Source organism: Streptomyces asoensis, from assembly GCF_013085465.1.
Classification (GTDB): domain Bacteria; phylum Actinomycetota; class Actinomycetes; order Streptomycetales; family Streptomycetaceae; genus Streptomyces; species Streptomyces cacaoi_A.
This window is the reverse complement of sequence record NZ_CP049838.1, coordinates 2637293-2660070: the sequence shown is the minus strand read 5'-3', so window position 1 is coordinate 2660070 and position 22778 is coordinate 2637293. Positions and strand designations below refer to the sequence as shown.

The following is a 22778-nucleotide window of genomic DNA, read 5'->3' as shown; positions in this document are numbered from 1 at the left end:
CGGGTAGTGTCGGGCGTACGACAGTGAAGCTCTACTTAATTCTTCTACGGGATACAGGTAAGTGTTCCTGTGAGGAAGGCCCGCCGTGGGGGTAGCGGGGACCGGCCGGGGTACCCGGTGTTCCGGAACCGAGAGGAGGCGGAACACCGTGACCGGGACCACCGACATCCGGCCCGTCCGCAACGGGCGCCACAGCGACGGGCACCACAGCACCGGCGAACTCGTCGGCCAGGCCACCGAACAGCTCTCCCGGCTCGTACGGCAGGAACTGGCCCTCGCCAAGCATGAGTTCACCGAGAAGGGACGGCGTGCCGGGCGCGGCGGAGGTCTGCTCGGCGCCGCGGGCGGGTTCGCGTACGCCGGACTGCTCGCGCTCGCCGGTACGGCCGTCGCCGCCCTCTCGCTGACGCTGCCGGTCTGGGCGGCGGCGCTCATCGTGACGGCGGTGCTCTTCGCGATCGCCGGCGTGCTGGCCGCGGTCGGCCGTGGCCAACTGCGCCGGGCCGCGCCGCCCACCCCCGAGGAGACCCTCGGCAGCGTCCGGGCCGATGTCGAGGAGATCAGGGAAAGGGCACACCGATGACGGACAGGACAGCGGCCGACCTGCGTCGGCAGATCGAGCGGACCCGGCACCGGCTGGGGGCCACGGTCGAGGAGTTGGCGGCCAGGGCGGACGTCCGCGGCCGCACCCGGGCCCGCGCCGCCGACCTCATGGACCGCGCCGGCGCGATGACCGTACAACTGCGCAGCACGGCGTCCCAGGCGAGCTATCACGTGCAGGAACGGGCCGGCCGTGCGGGGCACGCGGTGCAGGAACGGGCCGGCCGTGCGGGGCACGCGGTTCAGGAACGGGCGGGCCGTGCGGGGCACGCGGCGCAGGCAAGGGCGGGCCATACGGCTCAGGGGCGAGGGGGTCGGGCGAGGCACGCCGTGCGGGACGCCGCCGCTCGCGTCGGCCGCACCGCCCAGGACCACGCGCTGCCCGCCCGCCACGACCTCCGGGACAACGCGGCCCGCGCGGGTCGCACCGCGGAGCGCTCGGCGCCCGCCCCGGTCCGCGTACCCGTGCGGTTCGCCCTCCGGCACCCGCGGCCGGTGGTGATCGTGGGCGCGGCGGCGGTGGCACTGGTGGTGGCCGGGGTGATCGGCCGACGCAGGGCGAAGCAGTAGGTGTCGCAGCAGTAGGTGTGCCGGTCACGAGCGTCGAGCACGCTCGTGACCGGCACGTTCAGCGTCGGAGTCGGTCGAAGCGGAAGGGTGCCAGTACCTCGGGCCGCTCGCCGGTGACGACGTACTGGGCCAGTCGGTGCCCGGTGACCGGGCCCAGCGTGACGCCGAGCATGCCGTGGCCGGTGGCCGCGAAGGCGTTGTCGTGTCCTGGGACGCGGTCGATCACCGGGAGCCCGTCGGGGAGGAACGGCCGTCCGCCGACCCAGGGGTCCCGGATCAGACCGACCAGGTCGTCCGGATCGTCGAACCAGCGGCCCAGGTAGTGCCGGCTGGCGAGGGCGACGGCCACGATGCGGCGCCAGTCGAGGCGGTTGTTGTTGCCGCTCAACTCCATCGTGCCGCCGATCCGCGTGGTGCCGCCGATCGGTGAGGCGACGGCCCTGCGCTCCCCGAAGTACAGCGTGTGCCGGGGCGCCGGATCCAGGTCCACCGAGAAGCTGTAGCCCTTGCCCGCCTGGAGCGGCAGTGACCGGCCCAGCGACTGAAGCAGCGCCGGGGAGCGTGTTCCGGCGGCGATGACGACACCCCCGCAGGGAATCTCGCCCTGCGTGGTGCGCAGCGCGGTGACCCGGCCGGCCGAGGACCGGAAACCGATGGCCTCCGCGTTCTCGTGGACCTTCACACCCTGGGCGGCGAGTGCCTCCCCGAGCGCCTGGGCGAACGCCTCCGGGTCGACCACGCCCTCTCCCTCGACCAGGTATGCCGCGCGCACCCCGGGCGACAGCGCGTCGTCGAGGAGACGGGCCTCGGCACCCGTGGTCACATCGGCCGGCATCGGGTAGTGGCCGTCCGCCATCTCCCGCTGGATCGCGAGGTGATGACGGGCCTCGGCCTCCGACAGGAAGGCGTGCACCATGCCGGGCCGGGTCAGCGTGGTGTCGACCCCGGCCTCGCGCAGACCGTCGAAGAGGGCGAAGGTGTCCCGGTTCAGCTCGGCGACGGCCGCGTACCCGCGCCGGAAGGCGGCCGGTGTGCTGCTGCGCCAGAACCGCCACATCCACCGTACGAACGCGGGGTCCGGCAGCGGCCGGAGATAGAGCGGCGAGTCCGGGCGGCCCAGCGAGCGCAGGGCGTAGCGCACGACTCCCGGTGCCGGTACGGGCGTCGAATGGCTGAGGCAGACCCAGCCGGCGTTGCCCCGGGACGCCCCGGAGCCGAGGCCGCGGCGCTCGACGATCTCCACCGGCACACCGGCCGCCGCCAGGTAGTACGCGGTGCAGAGCCCCACGACGCCACCCCCGACGACCACGACGGGTCCCGCACCGGCAACCAGGCCACGGTTCATGACGCTGATCCGTACGAGGCGAGGAACGCGCGGGTGCGGGCCTGCCCGGGGTCGTCGAGGACCTGCTCGGGCCTGCCCTCCTCCACGATCCGGCCGCCGTCGACGAAGACGACGTGGTCGGACACCTCGCGGGCGAAGGGCAGTTCGTGGGTGACCAGCAGCATCGTCATTCCCTCCGCGGCGAGTTCCCGCATCACGCTCAGCACCTCCCGGGTGGCCTCCGGGTCGAGGGAGGACGTGGGCTCGTCGAAGAGCAGCACCTCGGGTCGCAGGGCGAGGGCCCGGGCGATCGCGACCCGCTGCTGCTCGCCGCCGGAGAGCTGGTCGGGCTGGGCGAGACCGCGGTGGGCCACCCCGACCCGGCGCAGCAGGGCGACGGCCCGCTCCAGCGCCTCCTGCTCGGGCACGCCCGCCTTGCGTTGCGCCAGCACGACGTTCTCCACGGCCGTGAGATGCGGGAACAGGTTGAAGCGCTGGAAGACCATGCCCACGGTGCGGCGCAGCGCGGGCAGGTCGCGGCAGACCAGTCGGCCGCCGCTGTGCACGACCTGCCCGGCGACCTCGACCGTGCCCAGGTCCGGGCGTTCCAGCAGGTTGACGCAGCGCATCAGGGTCGTCTTCCCGCCGCCGCTCTGCCCGATGACGCTCACGATGCGGCCGCGGCCGACCTCGAGGTGCACATCGTCGAGAACCAGCCGGCCGTCGAAGGACTTGCTGAGCCCCTCGATCCGTACGACCGCTTCGGCGGCTTCGGCGGGCGCCGGTCCGGCTGTTTCGGCCGGGGCCTTCGCCGTGGTGACGGGCTCGGTCATGCCGCCTCCTTCACTCGGACGTCCCGGCCGGCGTCGCCGGCGAGCAGGGCGCGTGCGGCGCGCACCCGGCGCCGTCGCCACGGAGACAACGGCACGCCCGCCCGTACCTTCCGCTCCAGCAGCAGAAGGAGCTGGGAGAGGGGGTAGCACAGGGCGAAGTAGACGGCCGAGATGACCAGGTACACCTCCAGTGCCCGGAAGGTGGCCGAGGTGATGAGCCGTCCCTCGGACATCAGCTCGGCGGCGGAGACGGTGACCAGCAGCGAGGTGGATTTCAGCAGGTCGACCAGCATGGTGTTGGTCCCGGGCAGCGCCTGCCGGAGGGCCTGCGGCAGGATGATGTGGCCGAAGATGCCCACCCTGCCCAGGCCCAGCGCCTCGCCCGCCTCGGTCTGTCCGGCGTGCACCCCGCTGATCGCGGAGCGGAAGATCTCGGACAGGTAGGCGGCGTAGAAGACGACGAGGCTGAGGCAGCCGGCCGTGAACACATCCAGCCGGATGCCCGCGGAGGCCAGGCCGAAGTACGTCAGGAAGATGATGGCCAGCAGCGGGACGTTCTTGAACACCTCGGTGTAGACGGCGGCGACGGCGCGGGCCGGCCAGGCCCGGCTCAGCCGGAGCAGCGCCACGGCCAGGCCGAGGACCACCGCGCCGACGAAGCTCACCACCGTGTAGGAGACGGTGCGCCCGAGCGCGTCGAGCAGGTCGGGACGGTAGTCGGACCAGGGGACCTGGAAGACGGCTGACGACATGTCATGCATCACGGTTCATCCCCTCACTGCGCGATGGACGGCGGCGTCCAGTCCTGGGGCCGGTCCACGCCCCGGCGCGCGGTGGCGACGTCGGCGGAGGGCTCGAGGAACTGCCCGGGGTCACCGCCGTACTTCTCGACGAGCTTCGCCATCTCGCCGTCGGTGTACATGGCGTCGATCTCTGCGGAGACGGCCTTCTCCAGCCTGGTGGCCTTCTTGGGCAGGTAGAAGCCGGTCTGGTACGGCTGGAAGTACTGGTAGGCGGGCTTCGCCTCGACCTGTGCGGCGGTCGGCGGCGTGAGGTACTCCGTCTCGATCTTCAGTTCCGGCCGTTCCTTCTGTGCCGCGATGATGAGCAGCGGGTCGAGGAACCCGACGTCGACCCGGCCGGCGCCGAGGTCGTCGAAGACGCCGTTGGCGTCGGGGTAGGCGTGCAGCTCGGCGTCGGGGACGGACTGGATGGACTTGACCCAGACGTAGCCCTCGACGGTTCCGAGGCTCAGCCCCTTCAGATCGTCGACCGTCTTGTAGGTCTTCCCGGACCGGACGGCCATGGCCGGCGGCGAGTAGTAGGGGGGATCCGTGAACAGCCCCTGCTTCTGCCGGTCGGCGGACCAGGCGACGCCGCCGATGGTGATGTCCACCCGGCGGGACTGCACCCCGGCGAGCATGCCCGCGAAATCGGTCACCTCGGGCTTGACCTCGAGGCCGAGCTTTTCGGCCACGTAGTTCAGGATGTCGCCGTCCAGGCCGACGATCTTGCCACCCTCGACGCTGGTGTACGGGGCGTACGGCTGGACGGCCACCTTGATCACGCCGGGCGTGAGGGTGCCCAGCGCGGCGGTCTTCGCGGACACGTTCTTCGGGGCGTCGTCGTCGCCCGAACCACAGGCGGCGGCGGTCGGTATCAGGAGGACTGCCGACAAAGCGGCAAGGAGCGAACGCACACGGGTCATCGGCTTGGGCCTTCCGGAACGGCGCTGAACGAACCCGCCCGTTCACGACGATGTGCGCCCGGCGGGGAGGTGATGGGCTCATACGCTAGGGACACGCCCGCTGTACGTCACCGGTCACTTCGTACGGACTTATGGCTGGAATCGCCTGCCCGGCTGTACGGTGCGTCCAGCCCCGGGGGCGGAAGGAACGCAGATGCTGAGTCCGTCGCTCGCTCAGGAGATCGCCGGAGACACCTCCGCGGTCATCGGCTTCAACGTGCTGATCACCGACGCCGAAGGCACGGTCATCGGCAGTGGCGACAGCAGTCGGGTCGGGACCTTCCACGAGGCGTCCGTCGAGGTGATCCGCACCAAGGAGCCCGCCACCCACAGCGCGTCGCAGGCACAGCTGCTGCGCGGAGTGCGCCCCGGGGTCACCCTGCCGCTGATCACCGACGGACAGGCGGTCGGCACGGTCGGCATCACCGGCACCCCCGCCCAGGTGCGCCGCTTCGGGCTGCTGGTGAAGCGCCAGACGGAGATCCTGCTGAGGGAGTCCGTGATGCTGCGCTCCCGCCTGCTCGGCGAACGGGCGGCCGAGAAACTGCTCGCCGACATCGCCTCGTACGACCCCCATGTCGTCGAAGGCGACTTCCTCGAGTTCCGGGCGGCCGAACTGGGCTTCGACCTGCGACTGCCGCGGGTCGCGGTGGCGTTCGAGGTGACCGTGCCGCCCGTGCCCGAGCCGGGCGCCCGCCGGCACGCCGCTCCCGCCGTGCACGACATGGCGCTGGTCCGCTCGGAACTGCTCCGTACGATCCGCGAGGTCTTCGCCGACCCCCAGGACATCGTCGCCGGTACCGCGCCGGGCTGGATCGGCGTACTGCACCGGCTCCCGACCCGGAGCCCGGCCGGCTCCCCGGCGACCTCCCCGGCCGCCTCCCTGGCCGACGACTGCCGGCGCCTCGTCGACGTCATCGCCGCCCAGGACGGCCTGCGCACCCGCGTGGGGATCGGCGAACCGGCGGCGTCCGTCGGCGGTCTGCACGACTCCTACCAGGACGCGTGCGACGCGCTCCGCCTGGGCGCCCGTCTGGCGGGCGACGCTCCCGCCGCCCGCCAGGCCGCCGACATCCCGGTCCACCTGATCACGGACCTGCGCGTCCACCAGCTCCTGGCCGCGGTCGGCCAGCCCACCCGCAACCGCCTGCTGGCGCGCACCGCCGCGGACCTGCGCACCCAGCCGGACTGGCCGGTGCTCCGCGACACGATCACCGCCTGGTGCGAGAGCGGGTTCAACCTCGTACGGGCGTCCACGGCCCTGCACATCCACCGCAACACGGTCGTCTACCGGATGAACAAGATCGAGCAGATCACCGGCCGTCCCCTGCGCGACCACCGGTCCGCCATGGCCCTCTACCTCGCCTGTCTCGCGGACCGGCTGGGCCACGGCGTCGGCCCCACCGGAGACTGACCGAGGCTGCCGCCGCCTCCCCGAAGACCCGATACCGAGAAGACCCGATACCGAAAACTCGATTGTCCTGGACAAAAAAAGTTTTCGGTGGGACGGTGGACGCATGCTGGACGTCACCGTGATCGAGGACCCCGAGGCCGCCGCCGTCTCCCTGGACCCCATACGGGCCAGGCTGCTCGCCGAGCTGGCGGCCGGACCCGCGTCGGCGGCGATGCTGGCCGGCAAGGTCGGGCTGCCGAGGCAGAAGGTGAACTACCACCTCAAGGCGCTGGAGCGGCACGGTCTGGTCGAGCTGGCCGGTGAGCGCCGCAAGGGCAACGTGACCGAGCGGCTGATGCGGGCGACCGCGGCGTCGTACGTGATCTCGCCGCTCGCGCTCGCCGCGGTGCAGCCGGACCCGGACCGCTTCCGGGACCAGCTGTCCGCGCGCTGGCTGCTCGCGCTCGGCGCCCGGCTGGTGCGCGATGTCGGCTCGCTGATCACCGGTGCCGCGAAGGCCCGCAAGGGCCTGGCGACATACGCGCTGGACGGCGAGGTGCGCTTCGCCTCGGCCGCGGACCGGGCCGCGTTCATCCAGGAGCTGACGGCGGGCGTCGGCGCGCTCATCCACAAGTACGACGCCCCCGACGCCGAGAGCGGCCGCGACCACCGGATCGTCGTGGCCGTCCATCCCACGGTCAAGCCGCAGGCCCTGCCCCTGCCCCAGCCGCAGCCGCAGACCGAGAAGCAGACGCAGACCCAGACCCAGGAACCAGACAGTCGGTAACAGGAGCCAACCATGTCCAAGGAATTCGAGATCGCCCGCGAGTTCGAGGTCGACGCCACGCCACAGCAGGTGTGGGACGCCTTCACCGCCGGGACCGGCGGCTGGCTGTGGCCGATGGAGGAGCCGGAGCCGCGCGAGGGCGGCAAGGGCCCCTTCGGCTCCACGGTCACCGTCTGGGACCCGCCCCACCGCTACACCAACCGGGTCGAGAACGTCGACGGCATCTCCGAGCAGACCCTCAACCAGCTCGACTACACCGTCGAGCCGCGCGACGAGGGCCGGCGCGCGTGGGTGCGCTATGTGCACAGCGGCATCTTCGTCGACGACTGGGACAACCAGTACGACGCGGCGGGCCGGCACACCGATTTCTACCTGCACACACTGCGCGAGTACCTGACGCACTTCGACGGCCGTCCGGTCGCCTTCGTCACCTTCGACGGGCCCGACGCGTCCAAGGCGCCCGACGCCCTCACCGCCGTGGCACGGGCGCTCGGCCTCGCGGACGACACGGCCGAGGGCGCGCGCGTCCGGGCCGGCGCCCCCGAGGGGCGGCTCCTCGAGGCCGTGGTCGACTTCCGCAACCCGTACTTCGTCGGACTGCGCGGCGACAGCGCCCTCGTCCGCTTCTTCGGCCGCAACCACTGGGGCTACCCGGTCGGCGTCAGCGTCCATGACTTCGCACCGGACGCCGACGCCAAGGCGAACGAGACCGCCTGGCGGGGCTGGCTGGACGGAGTGTTCAGCCGGCCCCGCTGACCGCGGCCGGAGGTGTTACGGCTCGAAGCGCAGCACCTGCGGGTCGTGGTCGCTGATCTGGTCGTGGAACTCCGAGTTGATGTGCACGCTGTCGTACTCGAAGTCGCAGCCGCGCCGGATCGACGGGCTCACCAGGATCTGGTCCAGGACCTGCTGGTTGCCCTGGTAGTCGTAGGTGTAACGCTCGCTCTTCGGCAGCGACTTGATCGCCGACCACAGCTCGCCGTCACCCTCGAGGAGCTGCGCGGTGCCGGAGAACTCGAAGTCGTTGATGTCGCCCAGCGCGATGACGTCCGCGTTCTTCTGCGTGTCGAGGATGCCCTTGACGAACGCGTTGACCAGCGTCGCCTGCTGGTGGCGCTGGGTCTCCGAGCTGCGCACCACCGGCTGGTACTGCGCGGTCAGACCCTGGTCGCCGCCCTTGGAGTTGAAGTGGTTGGCGATCACGAAGACCGTGCGGCCACGGAAGACGAACTCGCCGACCAGCGGCTTGCGGCTGCTCGCCCAGGCCGCGTCGGCCGGGTCGATGCGGCCGGGGGAGGCGGTGAGCTGGGCCTTGCCGCGCACCTTGGTGACACCGACGGCCGTGCTCGCGTCGCCGCCCGCGCGGTCGGTGAAGGAGACCCGCTCCGGGTTGAACAGGAACACCTGACGGATGTTCCCGCCCGGCTCGCCGCCGTCGGTGTTGTTCGTCGGGTCGATCGAGCGCCAGTCGTACTTCGGGCCGCCCGCGGCCACGATCGCGTCGATCAGCTTACCGACCGTCACATCGGCGGCGACGGTACCGTCGTTGGTCGCGCCGTTGTTGTCCTGGATCTCCTCCAGGGACACGATGTCGGGCGACTTCAGGTTGTTCACGATCGCGGAGGCGTGCTCCTCGAACGTGGCGTCGGACGGGTCGAGGTTCTCGACGTTGTACGTCGCGACCGCCAGCTCGCCCTTCTTCTGCTTCTGCGTCGTCTCCCGCTCCAGGCCGCCGCTCTTCAGCGTGCCGAGCCGGTTCGCGACGAGGGTGTAGCCGCCGAACTGGTTGTAGTCGAGCGGGCCCGCGGTGACGCCGGTGAGGGAGTCGCCGACGTTCGCGACGGGGAAGTCCGCCGTCGCGCCGAGCGACTGGATCTGGAGTCGGCCGGTGTTCTGCGAGGTGTAGGAGCCGTACAGCGCGCCGCCGCGGCTGCTGGTGTTCTCGCGCGGCTTCACCGTGACCCACAGCTCGGTGTACGGGTCGGTGGCGGTGACCACGCGGGCGTCGGCGACCTGGACGTTCATGCCCTCGAGGGACTCGTAGTAGTCCAGGGCGTACTTGCCGGGCCGCAGGGTGAGGCCGTTGACCGAGTTGCTCGCGGCGGTGTCGCCGGCCGGGGTGTAGGCGGCCGGGACCGACTTGGCGTTCACGACCGTCGCGGCCGGGACCGCGTTGCCGCTGGAGACGACCGTCACCGTCGGCTTGGTGATCTCCGTGACGGTCTGGTTGCCGGTCGAGGCACCGCCCGGGACGAACTCCGAGACCGTGCCGGTGACCGTGACCGAGTCACCGACGGCGACCTTCGGAGTGGAGCTGGTGAAGACGAAGACGCCCTCACTGGTGGCCGGGTCGGCGTCCGGGTTCGGATCCTGGATCCAGAAGCCTCTGGAGGAGCCGTAGGTGCGCACACCGGTGACGATTCCGGCCACACCCGTGACGGCCTGGCCGGCGTACGGCGACAGCCGGGTCGTGCCCTGGATGTCGTGAATGGCCACCGTCTCCGCGTGCGCGGGCGCGGACAGCGCGACGGTGGAGGCCGCGGAACAGACGGCGGCGACGGTGAGCGCGGCGAGACGCGCGGACTTCTTGCTCGGCAACGGAATCCCTCCGGGGACGTACATGAGCGCCGGGACGAGGGTGGAGCGTGGAACGAGGGTGGAGCGTGCAACGAGGGGTCGCGGTCCGCGGGGCGGACGCGACGCGCGTAGAAAATACAGTGAACACATGTCCATCGGATTTCTACGCGCGTCAATCTCCTGCCTGGTCACGCCACTTGTCAAGGTTTCGGCCATGTACGCAGCCCGGCGGGGAGATGAACCGGGCGGCATGGGTCCATACCCGTCTAGGCTGAGTGGCCCAGTGCCCCCAGCGGGCCGGTGGCACCACGCGCCCTAGGAGAACCAGCCGATGTCAGACAGCTCCCCCCTCCCGCCGGTGCGGCTGCACCCCGAAGCGGAGCTGGCGCGCGACGCGCTGTCCACGCCGTTGCTCTCCCGGGCCGCCCTGCTCGCCCGCTGGGCCGGCCCCGACACCCGGGTCGACGCCGGGGGCGGACTCGTCGAGGGCCAGCTGGCGCCCGCCGCCGAGGTACTGGGGCTGACCGGGGAGGACGCCGCCGCCTACGCGAGCGAGGCCTGGCGGGTCGCCCTGGACGCCGGGCTCGTGGAGGTCGTCGACGAGGAGGCCGGCACCGTCACGGCCGGCGAGGACCTGGCCCTGCTGACCGGCGGTTCCCCGCACGACATCCTCGCCGTCTGGCTCGGCGCCCTGGAGACCGTGCTCGCCGACGCGTCCGTCCCCGACCTGGACGAGCTGATGGAGGCGATGGACGAGGGCGGCGAGGTCGACTTCTCCCGGCTCGACTGGAACCCCGAGGCCGAGGCCGAGTTCCTCGACGGTGTCCTCGGCAACCTCTACCTGCTCACCGCCAGCGAGGACGGCCCCGGCGACGCCCCGGTCCCGCTGCCCGCCCTCGCCGCGTCGATGATCATCCCCGGTGACATGGACGAGCCCACCAACGACGTCCTGGAACAGGTCTCCGACGCGATGATGCGGCTCGACGACCAGTTCCGGCTCCTGGAGCCGATCGGGATCGTCGCCTACCGGCCCGTCGACGAGGACCTGATGGCGGACCCCGAGGAGGAGCCCGCCGCCCCCGTCGACGAGACCGACGTCTCCCGCTACGGCATGGTCCGGCTCACCCCCCTCGGCGTGTACGGGCTGCGGGCCCGGCTGCTGGAGGCCGGCTTCCACGCCCCGGCCGTCGGCGACCTCGCCGACAAGGGCGCCGACGTCCTCCTCGACGGCAGCTCCGGCTACGGCTCGGGCGCCGCCCTCGCCGAGACCGAGCAATGGCTGGTGCGCCGCGAACCCCTCGACGCCGCACGGGAGTTGCTGGCCGCCGCCCGCGGCTCGGACCCCGGCGCCCCGCTGCGTCGACTGCGCTGCCAGCAGGCCCTCTCCCTCGTCGGCGGCCAGGCCGAACCCGCCGTCCGTGAGGTCCTCGACGACGCCGAACTCGGCGGCCTCGCCCGCGTGTGGCTCAGCGAACTCGGCGCGACGGACGTACCGGCACCCTCCGAGGACCTGGTCTTCTGGCTCACCATCGACACGGTGGCGGCGCAGCTCGCCGCGGAGGGCAACTCCGAGGAGCTCCAGGCCCTCGTCGAGGGGCTGGCCCAGCAGCACAGCGGATTCTTCTCGGCGGCCTGGCGCGTCGACCACCCGGCGACCCCGGACGTCCTGGAGGCGATGGGGCGTCTGCATCCGGACAAGCGCATCGCGAAGGAAGCACGCAAGGCCGCGTTCAAGGCGAGGTCGCAGCAGGGCGGATGAGTCTCCCGCGGCGCGGACGCCTTGGGGTTCCCGTGGCCTGATCCGTACGGATTCATGGAAGGGGGTCCCCTGAAGTCGCCCTCCGTTCAACTCCCGTTCAGGCGTGGGCGGGACGGTGACGCCGAACCGAGGTCCGCCACCCTCCACGGCACTTCCACCGCGTCTCAGGAGACACCATGTCGCTCACCCGCAGGGACTTCGCCAGACAATCCGCGATCACCGGTGCCGGGGTCGCGCTGGCGGGCAGCGTAGGTGCCCTCGCCACCGCGCCGAACGCCCTCGCGTCCACGGAGACCGAGTCCGCGGCGGACACCGCCGACGCGAAACAGGCGTCCGCCGCCGGGCACCACGGCGTCGGCTACGGACCGCTGCTGCCCGACCCGGACGGCCTCCTCGCGCTGCCCGCCGGGTTCAAGTACCGCGTCATCACCTACAGCGGCAGGACCAAGCTGGAGTCCGGCGAGATCACCCCGTCCAACCACGACGGCACCGCCACCTTCTGCGGCCCGCGCGGCGCGACCCTGCTCGTCAACAACCACGAGCTGAAGGGCCCGCGCGCGAGCTGGCCGTACCCGGTCCCGCTCACCGAGGGCCTGGTCTACGACCCGGCGGCGGCCGGCGGCTGCACGGTCGTCGAGGTGCGCCCCGGCGGCCATGTCGCCGAGTGGGTCGGCATCGCCGGCACCTCCACCAACTGCGCGGGCGGCACCACCCCTTGGGACACCTGGCTCACCGGCGAGGAGACCGAGGACAAGGCCGGCCAGAACGGCATGACCAAGGACCACGGCTACATCTTCGAGGTCGACCCCGAGGACCGCCGCGCCAACCGCGACCCCAAGCCGATCAAGGCGTTCGGCCGGTACGCCCACGAGGCGGTCGTCATCGACCCCAAGCGCGGCCACGCCTACCTCACCGAGGACGCCTCCGGCCCCAACGGCCTGCTCTTCCGCTGGACCCCGCCGGCGGGCTTCCGCCACGGGCGCGGCAAGCTGCGCACCCTCGCCGACGACGCCGGCGTCCTCCAGGCCTTCAAGTGCTTCGACTCCGGCGGCAAGTTCGTCGACGACCTCTCCCGCGCCACGAAGATCGGCACGGTCTACGGCGTCGACTGGATCGACGTCCCCGACCGCGACGCCAGGACGGTGCCCGTCCGCAAGCAGTTCACCGACGGCCAGGTCACCCGCGCCCGCAAGCTGGAGGGCATGTGGTGGGGCGACGGCGGCACCTACATCGTCTCCTCCTACGCCCGTGACGAGAGCCCCGTCCAGCACGACGGCGCCGTCTGGTTCTACGACCCCAAGCGCCGCACCCTGACCCTGAAGGTCCTGCTCGGCGTGAACCCCGACCCGTCCGTCGACGGCGCCTTCGACGGCCCCGACAACATCACCGTCTCCCCGTACGGCGGTCTCGTCATCGCCGAGGACGGCGAGGGCGTCCAGCACCTGTTCGGCGCCACCGACAGCGGCCGCACCTACCCCATCGCCCGCAACGAACTGAACATCGGCACCGCGGACGAGCCGGAGTACAGCGAGTTCACCGGCGTCACCTTCTCGCCCGACGGCCACACCCTGTTCGCCAACATCCAGACCCCGGGCATCATGCTCGCCATCACCGGGCCCTGGAAGCGCCAGAAGCGGTAATTCACCGGCACCCGTTAATTCGCTCGCGACTTCCGTGCTGCGTCTCCTAGATTGAGATCACGACAACGCACCTCCCGGTGCGCAGGCTGCGGCTACTTCTTTGTAACAGAAATTGACGCCGCCGCCGACTCGATCTCGGGAGGCGCAGCATGCGGTGGGTGCCCGGTGCGCAGGCAACGGTTACTTCATTGGATCGGACGGTCGCGGGTTCGAGTCCCGTCATCGACTCAGGGTCGATGTAGCTCAGTCGGTAGAGCATCTGGCTAAGTCCGTCGCCGACTCCTGATCTCGGGCACCTTCCCCATGCTGCGCCACTCCCCGATACACGACTGAATCAGCATTGAATTCGGGGGAATTCATGATGGCGCGCTTCAATGTCCGTGCCCGTAAATCGCAGCCCACCTCGCCCGTGACCACCACGGTCCGTACGCTCCGCACCCACCAGGGCGGCCGAGGACATGAGCGGGACGCCCGCTCCGAGCTCTTTCTGCTGGCGGTGGCCAACTTCGTCTCCCAGCAGACCTTCTACGAGACCGGCGCCGCCCGCGACGACCGCTTCACGAAGCTGGTGCGCGAACTCGCCGTCAGCGACCCGTCCTGGACGGCCGGCCTGCTCGGCTGGCTGCGCGGCGAGGGAAACCTCCGTACCGCCGCGCTCGTCGGCGCCGCCGGGTACGTCAGCGCGCGCCTGGCCGCGGGCACGACCGACGGCCCGTCGAACCGGCAGGTCGTGGACTCCGTGCTCCAGCGGCCGGACGAGCCCGGCGAGCTCCTCGCGTACTGGACGGCGACGTACGGCCGCAACATCCCCAAGCCCGTCAAGCGCGGGATCGCCGACGCCGTACGGCGGCTGTACAACGGCAGGTCGCTGCTGAAGTACGACACCGCCTCCAAGGGCTACCGCTTCGGTGACGTCCTCAACCTGGTGCACGCGGCGCCGGACCCGGACAAGCCGTGGCAGGGCGAGCTGTTCCGGTACGCCCTGGACCGCCGGCACCACCCGGACACCGCCGTGCCGCCCGCCTCGGACCGCGTCCTGACCGCGCACCGCGAGCTGATGGCGCTGCCCGTCGAGGACCGGCGTGCGGTGGTCACCTCGGAAGCCGGGGCCGAGCGGCTCGCGACGGCCGGGATGACCTGGGAGGCGCTGGCCGGCTGGCTCCAGGGGCCGATGGACAAGGCGGCCTGGGAGGCGGTCATCCCCTCCATGGGGGCCATGGCCGCGACCCGCAACCTGCGCAACTTCGACGAGGCCGGTGTCTGCGACGAGGTCGCGGCGCGGGTGGCGGCGAAGATCAGCGATCCGGCGGAGGTCGCGCGCTCGCGGCAGTTCCCCTTCCGGTACCTCGCCGCGTACCAGCACGCGCCGTCGCTGCGCTGGGCGTACCCGCTGGAGCGGGCGCTCGGCCACTCGCTGGCCAACGTGCCCGCGCTGCCCGGCCGGACGCTGGTGCTCGTCGACCGGTCCGGTTCGATGTTCTACGCACGGTTGTCGGACCGTTCCGAGCTCAACCGGGCCGACGCGGCGGCGATCTTCGGCACGGCGCTCGCGCTGCGGGCGGCCGACGCCGACCTCGTCGAGTTCGGCACCAGCAGCAACACGATCAAGTTCCGTGAGGAGGAGTCGATGCTGAAGATTCTGGAGCGCTTCGGAGACCTCGGTGGTACGGACACCACCGAGGCCGTGCGCCGGCACTACCGCGACCACGATCGGGTGCTGATCGTCACCGACGAGCAGTACGCGGCGAGCCGCCACGGCGACCCGACCGACCAGGTCCCGGCGAACGTGCCGGTCTACACCTGGAACCTGGCCGGCCACCGCGCGGGCCACGGCCCGTCGGGCAAGGGGAACCGGCACACTTTCGGCGGGCTGTCGGACGCGGCCTTCCGGATGGTGCCGCTGCTCGAGGCCGCCGACGACACCCGCTGGCCGTGGGCGGCCTGAGAGCCGGCAGGACTAGCCGAGCCGTGAGACCTGGTAGTGGCCGATGTGCCAGTCCTCGGCCTCGCGCCTCAGCAGAACACCGAGATACACGGCGATCGTGGGCCGGTCGGTGAACGAGAACTCCACGTTCAGGTAGCCGAGGACGAGGTCGTCGGCGAGCCGTCTGGTCTCGAGGAACCGGTAGTCGGCCGTCATGCCGAGGGGCTGGGAGTCGTAGTAGTCCGCGACTCCCGGCCTTCCCACGCTGTAGGGGTGCAGGCCCTGGAAGATCGCGTCCTCGGTGAAGAGGGCGGCGACCTTCCGGGGTTCGTGCGCGTCGACGGCGGCCTTCCACCGGTCCAGGACGCCGCGCAGGATCGCCTCGTCGTCCGTCGTACCGCTGCTCATCGCTGTGCTCCTGTCCGCCGGTCAGTGGCCGGCGCTCATGCCGCCGTCGACGTGGAGGATCTCGCCGGTGACGAACGGGGCGTTCTCCAAGTAGACGACCGCGTCGACGATGTCGCTCTGCTCGCCCATCCGGCCGACGGGGTGCAGGGCGGCGAGGAAGTCGTGCGTCTCCTCGGCGTGCATCGGCGTCTTGATGGTGCCCGGCGAGACGGCGTTGGCCCGGATGCCCCGGGTGGCGTACTCGATGGCGAGGGACTTGGTGGCCGACTGGAGACCGCCCTTGGTCAGCGAGGCCAGCACGGAGGGCACGTTGGCGTCGGCGTTGTCGACCAGGCTGGTGGTGATGTTGACGATGTGCCCGCCGCCCTGGGCCAGCATCCGCTCGACGGCGAGCTGGGTGAGGTGGAAGAAGCCGGCCAGGTTCACGCCGGTCACGGTGGCGTAGTCGTCCGGGGTGTAGTCGGTGAAGGGCTTCGCGACGAACACGCCCGCGTTGTTGACCAGCGTGTCGATCCGGCCGAACCGCTCCATGCCCGCCGCGACGACGCGTTCGGCGGTGGCGGGGTCGGCGATGTCGCCCTGGACGGTGACGAGGTCGACGTCGTCGGAGGGGGCGATGGTGCGTGAGGTGGCGACGACGGCGTAGCCGAGCTTGCGGTAGGCGTCGACCAGCCCGGCGCCGATGCCCTGCGACGCGCCGGTGACGACGGCGACCTTCTGGTGCTGAACGCTCATGGTGATCTTCTCCGAGGGGACACGATGACCGGTTACTAGCCGACCGGTCGACTATTTGGAAGGTAGGCCGGTCGCCTGGGCGGCGTCAAAGGTCAGGAGGGTCCTCCCCGGGACCTGTTTCCTCCCGCCTGGGAGGAACAGGCTCCCAGCGCAGGTCAGCGGGGGAGCGCGTACGGGTCGTCGGCGGGCAGCCAGGCGTCCGGGGCGTGGATCCCGAGCTCGTCGGCACCGACGCCGTCGCAGAGCGCGTCGACGACGGCGAGGACCCCGGCGCGCTCCTCGGTCTCGCGCCGCACCAGGGACCAGGTCCAGTACACCTTCGGCGCGACGACCTCGCGGCGGACCAGGTCGGACGGCAGCGGAGTCGTCTGCCCCTTGGGCGAGTTGAGGACGGGACGGCGGCAGCGGCGGACGTGGTCGAAGAAGGCGGGACCGGTCACGGCACCGTCGGCGATGCGCACCGCACGGGCGCCGGTGGCCCGCGTCAGTTCTTCGGCGTACTCGTTCCAGGACGCCCAGGAGGTGACGTCGTCGTCGATGAGGACATCCGTGTCCCCGACGGGCACGGTGGACACGTCGGGTGCGGCGGACGGTTCACCGGTGTCGGTACTCCTGGCGACGGCGTACAGCCGGTCGGCGCCGAGGAGCCGGGCCCGCAGCCCGTGCCGCTTCAGGTCCTCGTTCCGTACCCAGCACACGGCGAGGTCGAGACTGCCGTCGGCGACCCGGGCGGCCTGGGTGTGCGAGGGCGCGACCCAGGCGTCGACATGGACCTGGGCCACCGCGGCGGTGCGCCGGATCAGGTCCGCCGGGAGCCAGTTGACGTACCCGAGGCGTACCGCCTGCGAGCCGGACAGCCGGCGGGCGCGGCCGCGGAGGTCGTCGGCCCGTTCCAGCAGGGCGCGCGTGTGCGGGAGCAGGTCGGCGCCGGCCGGGGTGAGCGAGACCGACCGGCGGTCGCGGTCGAAGAGGCGTACGCCGAGGTCGCGCTCGAGCGCCTTGATCTGCTGGGACAGGGACGGACCGGCGATCAGGAGCCGCGCGGCGGCCCGTCCGAAGTTCAGTTCCTCGGCGACCGCGACGAAGTACCGCAGTTGGCGCAGCTCCACGCCCGCCATGCTACGTCCGGGGCGGGCCGGTAGGAGGCTGTTCCTACCAGCCGGGAGAAAGGCGGACGTGGTCGCCCGCGCGTCGGCGGGCGGACGATGGAGGTGGGCGAGCGCGACGGCGTCCGGCCGCCGAGATCCGCCACGATCCTCACCGAGCGGAGCGGGACCATGCGAGAGTTCCTGGTCGAGATCACCACCACCGTCCCCGAGGGCACCGGGCAGGACGAGGTCGACGAACGGCGCGCCGCCGAAGCCGTCCGAGCCCGCGAACTGGCCGCCTCCGGTCATCTGGCCCGGCTCTGGCGGCCGGTCGGCGAACTGCGCAGCATCGGTGTCTGGCGCGCCGCCGACGAGGCGGAACTCCACGAGAAGGTGCTCGGGACGCTGCCGCTGCGCCCGTGGATGACCCTCACCGTCACCGCGCTCCAGTCCCACCCCAACGACCCGGGCCCGGACCGTGCCGACGGCACACCGTGACGGCACCCGACCGCCGTGCTGCGGCGGTCCGCCTCGGGAGAGGTGGCCGCGGACCGCAGCGGGGCCGGAGACTTTTCAGGCGCCGGCCGCGCTCACGCGCGGTGCGGGGGCGCCCAGCAGCGCCAGGCAGTTGGCCCACAGGGGGCCGAGCCGGTCGGTGTCGTTGTAGAGCTTGGCGAACATGACCTGCCCCTCGAGCTGCGCGACCAGGGCCCGCGCGGCCGCCCGGGTGTCGGTCACGGAGACCTCGCCGCGCCCGAGGGCCTCGGCGACGACCGACTCGACCATCTCGACCTGCGCCTCGAAGATCCCCTGGAGGCGGTCGCGGACGGCCTCGGACTGGTTGCTCAGCTCCAGCGTGAGGTTCCCGAACAGACACCCCGCCACGGTGCCGCAGCTCTGCTGTCCGGCACGCTGCCCGGCCTCGGTCTCCTCGAACAGCAGGCGCAGCCGGGACAGCGGTGCCGCCCCACCGTGCAGCACCCGCTCCCACGCGCGTCGCTGGCCCGCCCACTGCTCGTCGACGACGGTCAGCGCGAGAGCTTCCTTGGACTCGAAGAAGTAGTAGAAGCTGCCCTTGGGCACCCCGGCCGTCTTGCAGATCTCGGCCACACCCAGCGCCGAGTATCCGCGCAGCTCGATCAGTGACCGCGCGGCGCTGAGGATCTTCTCGCGTGCATCGCTGGTCCGTCCCATGAGGCCGAGTGTACGACCGGTCGTCTACTTTCCCGGGTGCGTCGGAGCCTTGCGTGCCCGGCGGACTGATATCTAACATTTCAGTTCATGGAGGCTGTGCCACGCACTCTGCTCAGGGATCGCGCCTACGCGGCGATCAGGGACGCCATCGTGGCCGGGGACATCGCCCCCGGCGCGGTGGTGCGCGACGCCGATCTCGCCGAGCGGCTAGGGCTGTCGCGGGCGCCGGTGCGGGAGGCGTTCGCCCGGCTGGTCGACGAGGGGCTGCTGGAGAGCAAGCCGCAGAGCTACACACGGGTGACCCCGGTCGTGGCCGCCGACGTACGGGACGCGGCGGCCGTGGTCGGCGCGATGCACGAGCTGGCCACCCGGGTGGCGGTACCCCGGCTGTTCGCGGCGGACGTCGAGGGGATGCGCGCGGCCAACGAGCGGTTCGCCGCCGCCGTACGGGCCGGGGACGTGGACGCCGCCCTGCGCGCCGACGACGCGCTGCACGACGTCCTCGTCCGGGCCGCCGGCAACCGCGCGGCGGCCGCCACCGTCGCCCGCTACACCCCCCTCATCCGGCGGCTGGAGCGACGGCGCTTCGGCGAGGGCGGCACCTGCCGTTCGGCCGGACTGCACGGCCGGCTGATCGAGGCCTGCGCCGGCGGCGACGTGGACGAGGCGGTCCGCGTCACGGCGGAGATCTGGCGCACCCTCGCGGACCTCGCCGACTCCGACGACTCCCACGACCCAGAGGTCGAGTGACCGAGTGACCGACCGACCCACTGCTCCAGGCGACCCACTGCTCCAGGAGGCCCCATGTCCCTCTCCTCGTACGCGCGTTACCCCCTCCTCTTCGGTCCCTCCCCGGTGCACCCGATGGAACGGCTCACCGCCCACCTCGGCGGAGCCGCCCTCTGGGCGAAGCGGGAGGACTGCAACTCCGGGATCGCGTACGGCGGGAACAAGACCCGCAAACTGGAGTACCTGGTCGCCGACGCCCTCGCGCAGGGCTGCGACACACTCGTGTCGATCGGCGGGGTGCAGTCCAACCACACCCGTCAGGTCGCGGCCGTCGCCGCCCGCGCCGGACTGAAGTGCGTGCTGGTGCAGGAGAGTTGGGTGGAGTGGCCCGACTCCGTGTACGACAAGGTCGGCAACATCCTGATCAGCCGGCTGGCCGGGGCCGATGTGCGCCTGGTCCGGGCCGGGTTCGGGATCGGCTTCAAGGAGAGCTGGGAGCTGGCGCTCAGGGAGGTCGAGGAGTCGGGCGGGAAGCCGTACGCCATCCCGGCCGGGGCCTCCGACCATCCGCTCGGCGGGCTGGGCTTCGCCGGGTGGGCGTACGAAGTCGCCGAGCAGGAGCGGGAGTCGGGCGTCTTCTTCGACACCGTGATCGTCTGTTCGGTGACCGGGTCGACGCAGGCCGGCATGGTCGCCGGGTTCGCCGCGCTGGAGGAGACGGGCGGGCGGTCCCGGCGCGTCATCGGGATCGACGCCTCGGCCAAGCCCACCGAGACCCGCGGGCAGATCGCCCGCATCGCGCAGCGCACCGGGCAACTCATCGGGCTCAAGCGCGAGTTGACCGTCGAGGACGTCGAGTTGGACGAGCGGTACCACGCCGGCGTCTACGGCGTCCCGGACGAGACGACCCTGGAGGCGATGCGGCTCGCCGCGCGCACCGAGGGCATGGTCACCGACCCCGTCTACGAGGGGAAGTCGATGGCCGGGCTCGTCGACCTGGTCGCGCGCGGCGAGATCGGCCGCGATTCCACCGTGCTGTACGCGCACCTGGGCGGGCAGCCGGCACTGAACGCGTACAGCGCGCTGTTCTAGGACCTGTCACGGCGCGCTCTGCCAGGGTCTGTCCGACCGGTCGGCCCTAGCCGCCCAGGGTCTGTCCGGCCGGCCGCCCCTAGCCGCCCAGGGCCGGGATCCTCCGCCTGCCCCTGATCGCCAGGGCCGCCGTCAGCAGGGCCGCCAGCGCGATCAGGGCGGCCGCGCCGAATGCCCGGGTCGCGCCGTGGGTGAGGATCTCGGCAGGGCTGCCCGCCGTGTGCCGGGTGGCCGTGCCGTACACCGTGACCAGCACGGACAGACCGAGCGTGCCGCCGAGCCACTGCAAGCTCTGGAGCAGGCCGGAGGCGGCGCCGGCCTCCGCGGGCCCGACCTTCGCGAGGATCGTGGCGTTCAGTGGCATCAGGGCCAGGCCGACGCCGACGCCCAACAGCAGCAGCGGGCCGAGCAGACCCGCCACATAGCCGTCGTCGGGGCCGAGCCGCCACAGCCAGACTCCCGAGCCGGCGAGCAGCGTCATACCGGTCAGGATCAGTGGCTTGGCGCCGAGGCGGGCCAGCAGTCGCGGCACGAACCGTACGGTCGTGAACATCACCGCCGTCATCGGCAGAAAGGCGAGACCGGCGCGCAAGGGGCTGAAGCGCAGCACCTCCTGACTGATCAGGGTGAGGAAGTAGAAGGCGCCGAACATGCCCGCGGGCAGCATCAGGACGCCGAGGTAGGCGCCCGCCCGGTCGCGGTCGGCGAAGAGCCCCAGCGGCATGATCGGCTGTTCGGCGCGGGCCTCGATCAGGGCGAAACCGACGAGCAGGGCGGCCGCGCCGGTGAAGCCGAGCAGCGCCAGGGTGTCGCTCCACCCCTCCTGCGAGACCCGGATGAACGCGTACACCAGTGAGGTCGTCCCGGCGGTGCCGGTCAGGGCGCCCGCCGCGTCGAACCGGCCCGCGTGGCGCGGGGTCTCGGTGACGAAGCGGGGCAGGGCGAGGGCGACCGCGATCCCGATGGGCACGTTGATCAGCAGGGCCCAGCGCCAGGACGCCCAGGCGGTGAGCATGCCGCCGAGGACCAGGCCGAGGGAGGCGCCGATCCCGGCCGTGGAGGAGTAGACGCCGAGGGCGTGGTGGCGGCGGGGGCCCTCGGGGAAGTTGGTGGTGATCAGGGCGAGGGTGCTGGGCGCGGTGAGGGCGGCGCCGGCCCCCTGGAGGGCGCGGGCGGCGAGCAGCCAGCCGCCGTCGCCGGCCAGGCCGCCGAGCAGAGAGGAGCCGGCGAACAGCAGGACGCCGAGGGTGAGCGTGCGTCGGCGGCCGAGGAGGTCGCCGACGCGTCCGCCGAGCAGCAGCAGTCCGCCGAAGGCGAGGGTGTAGGCGTTCAGCACCCACGACAGCCCCGTGGGGGAGAAGCCGAGGTCACGCCGTATGTCGGGGAGGGCGACATTGACGACCGTGGAGTCGACTCCGACCATGAGATAGGCGGTGACGATCACGAGGAGGACGGCGCCCGGCCGGGCGGCCGGTCCGGGTGGCGCCGGTGGAAGGGAAGAAGCGGCCGAGGCGGAAACGGCCGAGGCATCAGCGGCCGAGGCGTCAGCGGCCGAGGCGGAAGGGGACGGCGTGGACATGGGGTGCTCCCTGTCTGGTGTCCCCGCGTCAAGTGGTGGAACATGCGGGCAGCACGAAGAGACCCTGGTCGTGGACCCGCAGAGACGAGCGCAGTAAGCGGGGACTGTCTCCGTTTATTGTCTGCCAAAATACGGAGAGAGTCCCCGGTTTGCAAGGAGTAACTGGATGACGCAGGTCAGGCCCATGCGTGCGGACGCTCGCCGCAACTACGAGCGCTTGCTGAAGGTGGCGGCGGAGGCCTTCGCTGAGCATGGGGAGGGCGCCTCCCTCGACGACATCGCCAAGCGGGCGGGCGTCGGATCCGGCACGCTGTACCGGCACTTCCCGACGCGTCAGGCGCTGCTGGAGGCGGCCTACGTCGACCGGATCGAGGCGCTCGCCGTGCGGGCCGACGAACTCGGCGAGGAGCTCCCGCCGGGCGAGGCGCTGGTGGAGTGGCTCAACGAGCTGTGCGTCGGCACGATCCAGGTCCGCGGAATGAAGTCCCTGCTGGGCTCCGCCGTCACGGACGGCAGCGCGGCCGCGGTCACCGCCTGCGGCACGAACATGAAGGAGGCGGCGGCCCGGCTGGTGGAGGCGGCGCAGCGGGAGGGCACCCTGCGGCCGGACATCGAGCCGATCGACGTACTGCGCCTCGCGCACGGGGTGGCGACGGCGTCGGAGCTGGCGAAGGGGGACCGCAGCGCCATCCGCCGGTATGTGTCGCTGCTGACGGAGGGACTGCGGCCCGCGCGGTGACGACAGCGGGCGCCCCCGTGGTGGCGGGCGCCCGTGGCTGAACGACTGCGGGCCGGGGCA

General features: G+C 71.8%; 22 protein-coding genes. 12 read left to right on the top strand and 10 right to left on the bottom strand.

Features of this window, described 5'->3' with window-relative positions:
- The first annotated feature begins 148 nt into the window (after nucleotides 1–148).
- Nucleotides 149–583: a phage holin family protein gene (locus G9272_RS11890; protein ID WP_171396541.1), complete on the top strand. Its 435-nt coding sequence runs from the start codon at nucleotides 149–151 to the stop codon at nucleotides 581–583.
- Complete coding sequence (locus G9272_RS11885) at nucleotides 580–1170, top strand: DUF3618 domain-containing protein (protein WP_171396540.1); 591 nt, start codon at nucleotides 580–582, stop codon at nucleotides 1168–1170. The genes G9272_RS11890 and G9272_RS11885 overlap by 4 nt, the downstream gene beginning before the upstream one ends.
- A 58-nt stretch (nucleotides 1171–1228) precedes the next feature.
- Here G9272_RS11885 and G9272_RS11880 read toward each other — a convergent pair whose 3' ends face one another.
- The 4 genes from G9272_RS11880 to G9272_RS11865 are packed head-to-tail and all read right to left on the bottom strand — an operon-like array spanning nucleotide 1229 to nucleotide 5035.
- Nucleotides 1229–2515 carry an NAD(P)/FAD-dependent oxidoreductase gene (locus tag G9272_RS11880; protein WP_253267778.1) on the bottom strand — a complete coding sequence of 429 codons (1287 nt, stop codon included), beginning with the start codon at nucleotides 2513–2515 and terminating at the stop codon, nucleotides 1229–1231.
- Nucleotides 2512–3327 (bottom strand): amino acid ABC transporter ATP-binding protein, encoded by an 816-nt coding sequence (locus tag G9272_RS11875; protein WP_171396539.1) that lies wholly within the window; start codon nucleotides 3325–3327, stop codon nucleotides 2512–2514. The genes G9272_RS11880 and G9272_RS11875 overlap by 4 nt, the downstream gene beginning before the upstream one ends.
- Nucleotides 3324–4079 (bottom strand): amino acid ABC transporter permease, encoded by a 756-nt coding sequence (locus tag G9272_RS11870; RefSeq protein WP_216377815.1) that lies wholly within the window; start codon nucleotides 4077–4079, stop codon nucleotides 3324–3326. Before G9272_RS11870 ends, G9272_RS11875 begins: the two co-directional genes overlap by 4 nt.
- Nucleotides 4080–4102: 23 nt before the next feature.
- Nucleotides 4103–5035: a substrate-binding periplasmic protein gene (locus G9272_RS11865; RefSeq protein ID WP_171396538.1), complete on the bottom strand. Its 933-nt coding sequence runs from the start codon at nucleotides 5033–5035 to the stop codon at nucleotides 4103–4105.
- Between the two features lie 193 nt (nucleotides 5036–5228).
- On the opposite strand from G9272_RS11865, the gene G9272_RS11860 reads away from it, so the two are divergent.
- The 3 genes from G9272_RS11860 to G9272_RS11850 all read left to right on the top strand — a co-directional run bounded on the left by G9272_RS11860 (nucleotide 5229) and on the right by G9272_RS11850 (nucleotide 8010).
- Nucleotides 5229–6488: a CdaR family transcriptional regulator gene (locus tag G9272_RS11860; protein WP_171396536.1), complete on the top strand. Its 1260-nt coding sequence runs from the start codon at nucleotides 5229–5231 to the stop codon at nucleotides 6486–6488.
- 103 nt (nucleotides 6489–6591) lie between these two features.
- Nucleotides 6592–7254: an ArsR/SmtB family transcription factor gene (locus tag G9272_RS11855; RefSeq protein WP_171396534.1), complete on the top strand. Its 663-nt coding sequence runs from the start codon at nucleotides 6592–6594 to the stop codon at nucleotides 7252–7254.
- A 12-nt stretch (nucleotides 7255–7266) separates the two neighbouring features.
- Nucleotides 7267–8010 carry an SRPBCC family protein gene (locus tag G9272_RS11850; RefSeq protein ID WP_171396533.1) on the top strand — a complete coding sequence of 248 codons (744 nt, stop codon included), beginning with the start codon at nucleotides 7267–7269 and terminating at the stop codon, nucleotides 8008–8010.
- 15 nt (nucleotides 8011–8025) lie between these two features.
- Here G9272_RS11850 and G9272_RS11845 read toward each other — a convergent pair whose 3' ends face one another.
- The gene (locus tag G9272_RS11845; RefSeq protein ID WP_171401946.1) at nucleotides 8026–9852 is read right to left on the bottom strand and encodes an endonuclease/exonuclease/phosphatase family protein; all 1827 of its coding nucleotides are present in this window, start codon (nucleotides 9850–9852) and stop codon (nucleotides 8026–8028) included.
- Between the two features lie 310 nt (nucleotides 9853–10162).
- Between G9272_RS11845 and G9272_RS11840 the strand changes: the two genes are divergently transcribed.
- The 3 genes from G9272_RS11840 to G9272_RS11830 all read left to right on the top strand — a co-directional run bounded on the left by G9272_RS11840 (nucleotide 10163) and on the right by G9272_RS11830 (nucleotide 15175).
- Entirely contained in the window at nucleotides 10163–11590 is a 1428-nt protein-coding gene (locus G9272_RS11840; protein WP_171396532.1) for a hypothetical protein, read from the top strand.
- 176 nt (nucleotides 11591–11766) lie between these two features.
- Nucleotides 11767–13230, top strand: coding sequence for an alkaline phosphatase PhoX (locus G9272_RS11835; RefSeq protein ID WP_171396531.1), 1464 nt, complete (start codon nucleotides 11767–11769; stop codon nucleotides 13228–13230).
- Between the two features lie 361 nt (nucleotides 13231–13591).
- Complete coding sequence (locus G9272_RS11830; RefSeq protein WP_171396530.1) at nucleotides 13592–15175, top strand: TROVE domain-containing protein; 1584 nt, start codon at nucleotides 13592–13594, stop codon at nucleotides 15173–15175.
- Between the two features lie 12 nt (nucleotides 15176–15187).
- Here G9272_RS11830 and G9272_RS11825 read toward each other — a convergent pair whose 3' ends face one another.
- The 3 genes from G9272_RS11825 to G9272_RS11815 form a co-directional block, all read right to left on the bottom strand.
- On the bottom strand, nucleotides 15188–15562 hold the full coding sequence (locus tag G9272_RS11825) for a YybH family protein (protein WP_171396529.1): 375 nt from the start codon (nucleotides 15560–15562) through the stop codon (nucleotides 15188–15190).
- Nucleotides 15563–15583: 21 nt separating this feature from the next.
- A complete protein-coding gene (locus G9272_RS11820) occupies nucleotides 15584–16297 on the bottom strand; it encodes an SDR family NAD(P)-dependent oxidoreductase (protein WP_171396528.1) in 714 nt (237 codons plus the stop codon).
- A 155-nt stretch (nucleotides 16298–16452) separates the two neighbouring features.
- Complete coding sequence (locus tag G9272_RS11815) at nucleotides 16453–17415, bottom strand: LysR family transcriptional regulator (RefSeq protein ID WP_171396527.1); 963 nt, start codon at nucleotides 17413–17415, stop codon at nucleotides 16453–16455.
- A 159-nt stretch (nucleotides 17416–17574) separates the two neighbouring features.
- Between G9272_RS11815 and G9272_RS11810 the strand changes: the two genes are divergently transcribed.
- Nucleotides 17575–17883, top strand: a complete 309-nt coding sequence (locus tag G9272_RS11810) for a muconolactone Delta-isomerase family protein (RefSeq protein ID WP_171396526.1) — start codon at nucleotides 17575–17577, stop codon at nucleotides 17881–17883.
- Nucleotides 17884–17958: 75 nt separating this feature from the next.
- Here G9272_RS11810 and G9272_RS11805 read toward each other — a convergent pair whose 3' ends face one another.
- Nucleotides 17959–18579 (bottom strand): TetR/AcrR family transcriptional regulator, encoded by a 621-nt coding sequence (locus tag G9272_RS11805; protein WP_171396525.1) that lies wholly within the window; start codon nucleotides 18577–18579, stop codon nucleotides 17959–17961.
- An 87-nt stretch (nucleotides 18580–18666) separates the two neighbouring features.
- On the opposite strand from G9272_RS11805, the gene G9272_RS11800 reads away from it, so the two are divergent.
- Both G9272_RS11800 and G9272_RS11795 read left to right on the top strand, forming a co-directional pair.
- Nucleotides 18667–19329: a GntR family transcriptional regulator gene (locus G9272_RS11800; RefSeq protein WP_171396524.1), complete on the top strand. Its 663-nt coding sequence runs from the start codon at nucleotides 18667–18669 to the stop codon at nucleotides 19327–19329.
- Between the two features lie 54 nt (nucleotides 19330–19383).
- Nucleotides 19384–20400, top strand: coding sequence for a 1-aminocyclopropane-1-carboxylate deaminase (locus tag G9272_RS11795; protein ID WP_171396523.1), 1017 nt, complete (start codon nucleotides 19384–19386; stop codon nucleotides 20398–20400).
- A 79-nt stretch (nucleotides 20401–20479) separates the two neighbouring features.
- On the opposite strand, the gene G9272_RS11790 is transcribed toward G9272_RS11795, so the two are convergent.
- On the bottom strand, nucleotides 20480–21979 hold the full coding sequence (locus tag G9272_RS11790; RefSeq protein WP_171396522.1) for an MFS transporter: 1500 nt from the start codon (nucleotides 21977–21979) through the stop codon (nucleotides 20480–20482).
- A 166-nt stretch (nucleotides 21980–22145) separates the two neighbouring features.
- Here G9272_RS11790 and G9272_RS11785 point away from each other — a divergent pair, with 166 nt between their 5' ends.
- Nucleotides 22146–22718, top strand: a complete 573-nt coding sequence (locus G9272_RS11785) for a TetR/AcrR family transcriptional regulator (RefSeq protein WP_171396521.1) — start codon at nucleotides 22146–22148, stop codon at nucleotides 22716–22718.
- Nucleotides 22719–22778 lie beyond the last annotated feature (60 nt).

What these genes read in the sequence shown, in the direction of transcription:
- G9272_RS11885 (WP_171396540.1), top strand. Translation starts at nt 580, where the DNA reads ATGACGGACAGGACAGCGGCCGACCTGCGTCGGCAGATCGAGCGGACC.
- G9272_RS11880 (WP_253267778.1), bottom strand. Translation starts at nt 2,515, where the DNA reads ATGAACCGTGGCCTGGTTGCCGGTGCGGGACCCGTCGTGGTCGTCGGG.
- G9272_RS11875 (WP_171396539.1), bottom strand. Translation starts at nt 3,327, where the DNA reads ATGACCGAGCCCGTCACCACGGCGAAGGCCCCGGCCGAAACAGCCGGA.
- G9272_RS11870 (WP_216377815.1), bottom strand. Translation starts at nt 4,079, where the DNA reads ATGTCGTCAGCCGTCTTCCAGGTCCCCTGGTCCGACTACCGTCCCGAC.
- G9272_RS11865 (WP_171396538.1), bottom strand. Translation starts at nt 5,035, where the DNA reads ATGACCCGTGTGCGTTCGCTCCTTGCCGCTTTGTCGGCAGTCCTCCTG.
- G9272_RS11860 (WP_171396536.1), top strand. Translation starts at nt 5,229, where the DNA reads ATGCTGAGTCCGTCGCTCGCTCAGGAGATCGCCGGAGACACCTCCGCG.
- G9272_RS11855 (WP_171396534.1), top strand. Translation starts at nt 6,592, where the DNA reads ATGCTGGACGTCACCGTGATCGAGGACCCCGAGGCCGCCGCCGTCTCC.
- G9272_RS11850 (WP_171396533.1), top strand. Translation starts at nt 7,267, where the DNA reads ATGTCCAAGGAATTCGAGATCGCCCGCGAGTTCGAGGTCGACGCCACG.
- G9272_RS11840 (WP_171396532.1), top strand. Translation starts at nt 10,163, where the DNA reads ATGTCAGACAGCTCCCCCCTCCCGCCGGTGCGGCTGCACCCCGAAGCG.
- G9272_RS11835 (WP_171396531.1), top strand. Translation starts at nt 11,767, where the DNA reads ATGTCGCTCACCCGCAGGGACTTCGCCAGACAATCCGCGATCACCGGT.
- G9272_RS11830 (WP_171396530.1), top strand. Translation starts at nt 13,592, where the DNA reads ATGGCGCGCTTCAATGTCCGTGCCCGTAAATCGCAGCCCACCTCGCCC.
- G9272_RS11825 (WP_171396529.1), bottom strand. Translation starts at nt 15,562, where the DNA reads ATGAGCAGCGGTACGACGGACGACGAGGCGATCCTGCGCGGCGTCCTG.
- G9272_RS11820 (WP_171396528.1), bottom strand. Translation starts at nt 16,297, where the DNA reads ATGAGCGTTCAGCACCAGAAGGTCGCCGTCGTCACCGGCGCGTCGCAG.
- G9272_RS11815 (WP_171396527.1), bottom strand. Translation starts at nt 17,415, where the DNA reads ATGGCGGGCGTGGAGCTGCGCCAACTGCGGTACTTCGTCGCGGTCGCC.
- G9272_RS11810 (WP_171396526.1), top strand. Translation starts at nt 17,575, where the DNA reads ATGCGAGAGTTCCTGGTCGAGATCACCACCACCGTCCCCGAGGGCACC.
- G9272_RS11805 (WP_171396525.1), bottom strand. Translation starts at nt 18,579, where the DNA reads ATGGGACGGACCAGCGATGCACGCGAGAAGATCCTCAGCGCCGCGCGG.
- G9272_RS11800 (WP_171396524.1), top strand. Translation starts at nt 18,667, where the DNA reads ATGGAGGCTGTGCCACGCACTCTGCTCAGGGATCGCGCCTACGCGGCG.
- G9272_RS11795 (WP_171396523.1), top strand. Translation starts at nt 19,384, where the DNA reads ATGTCCCTCTCCTCGTACGCGCGTTACCCCCTCCTCTTCGGTCCCTCC.
- G9272_RS11790 (WP_171396522.1), bottom strand. Translation starts at nt 21,979, where the DNA reads ATGTCCACGCCGTCCCCTTCCGCCTCGGCCGCTGACGCCTCGGCCGCT.
- G9272_RS11785 (WP_171396521.1), top strand. Translation starts at nt 22,146, where the DNA reads ATGACGCAGGTCAGGCCCATGCGTGCGGACGCTCGCCGCAACTACGAG.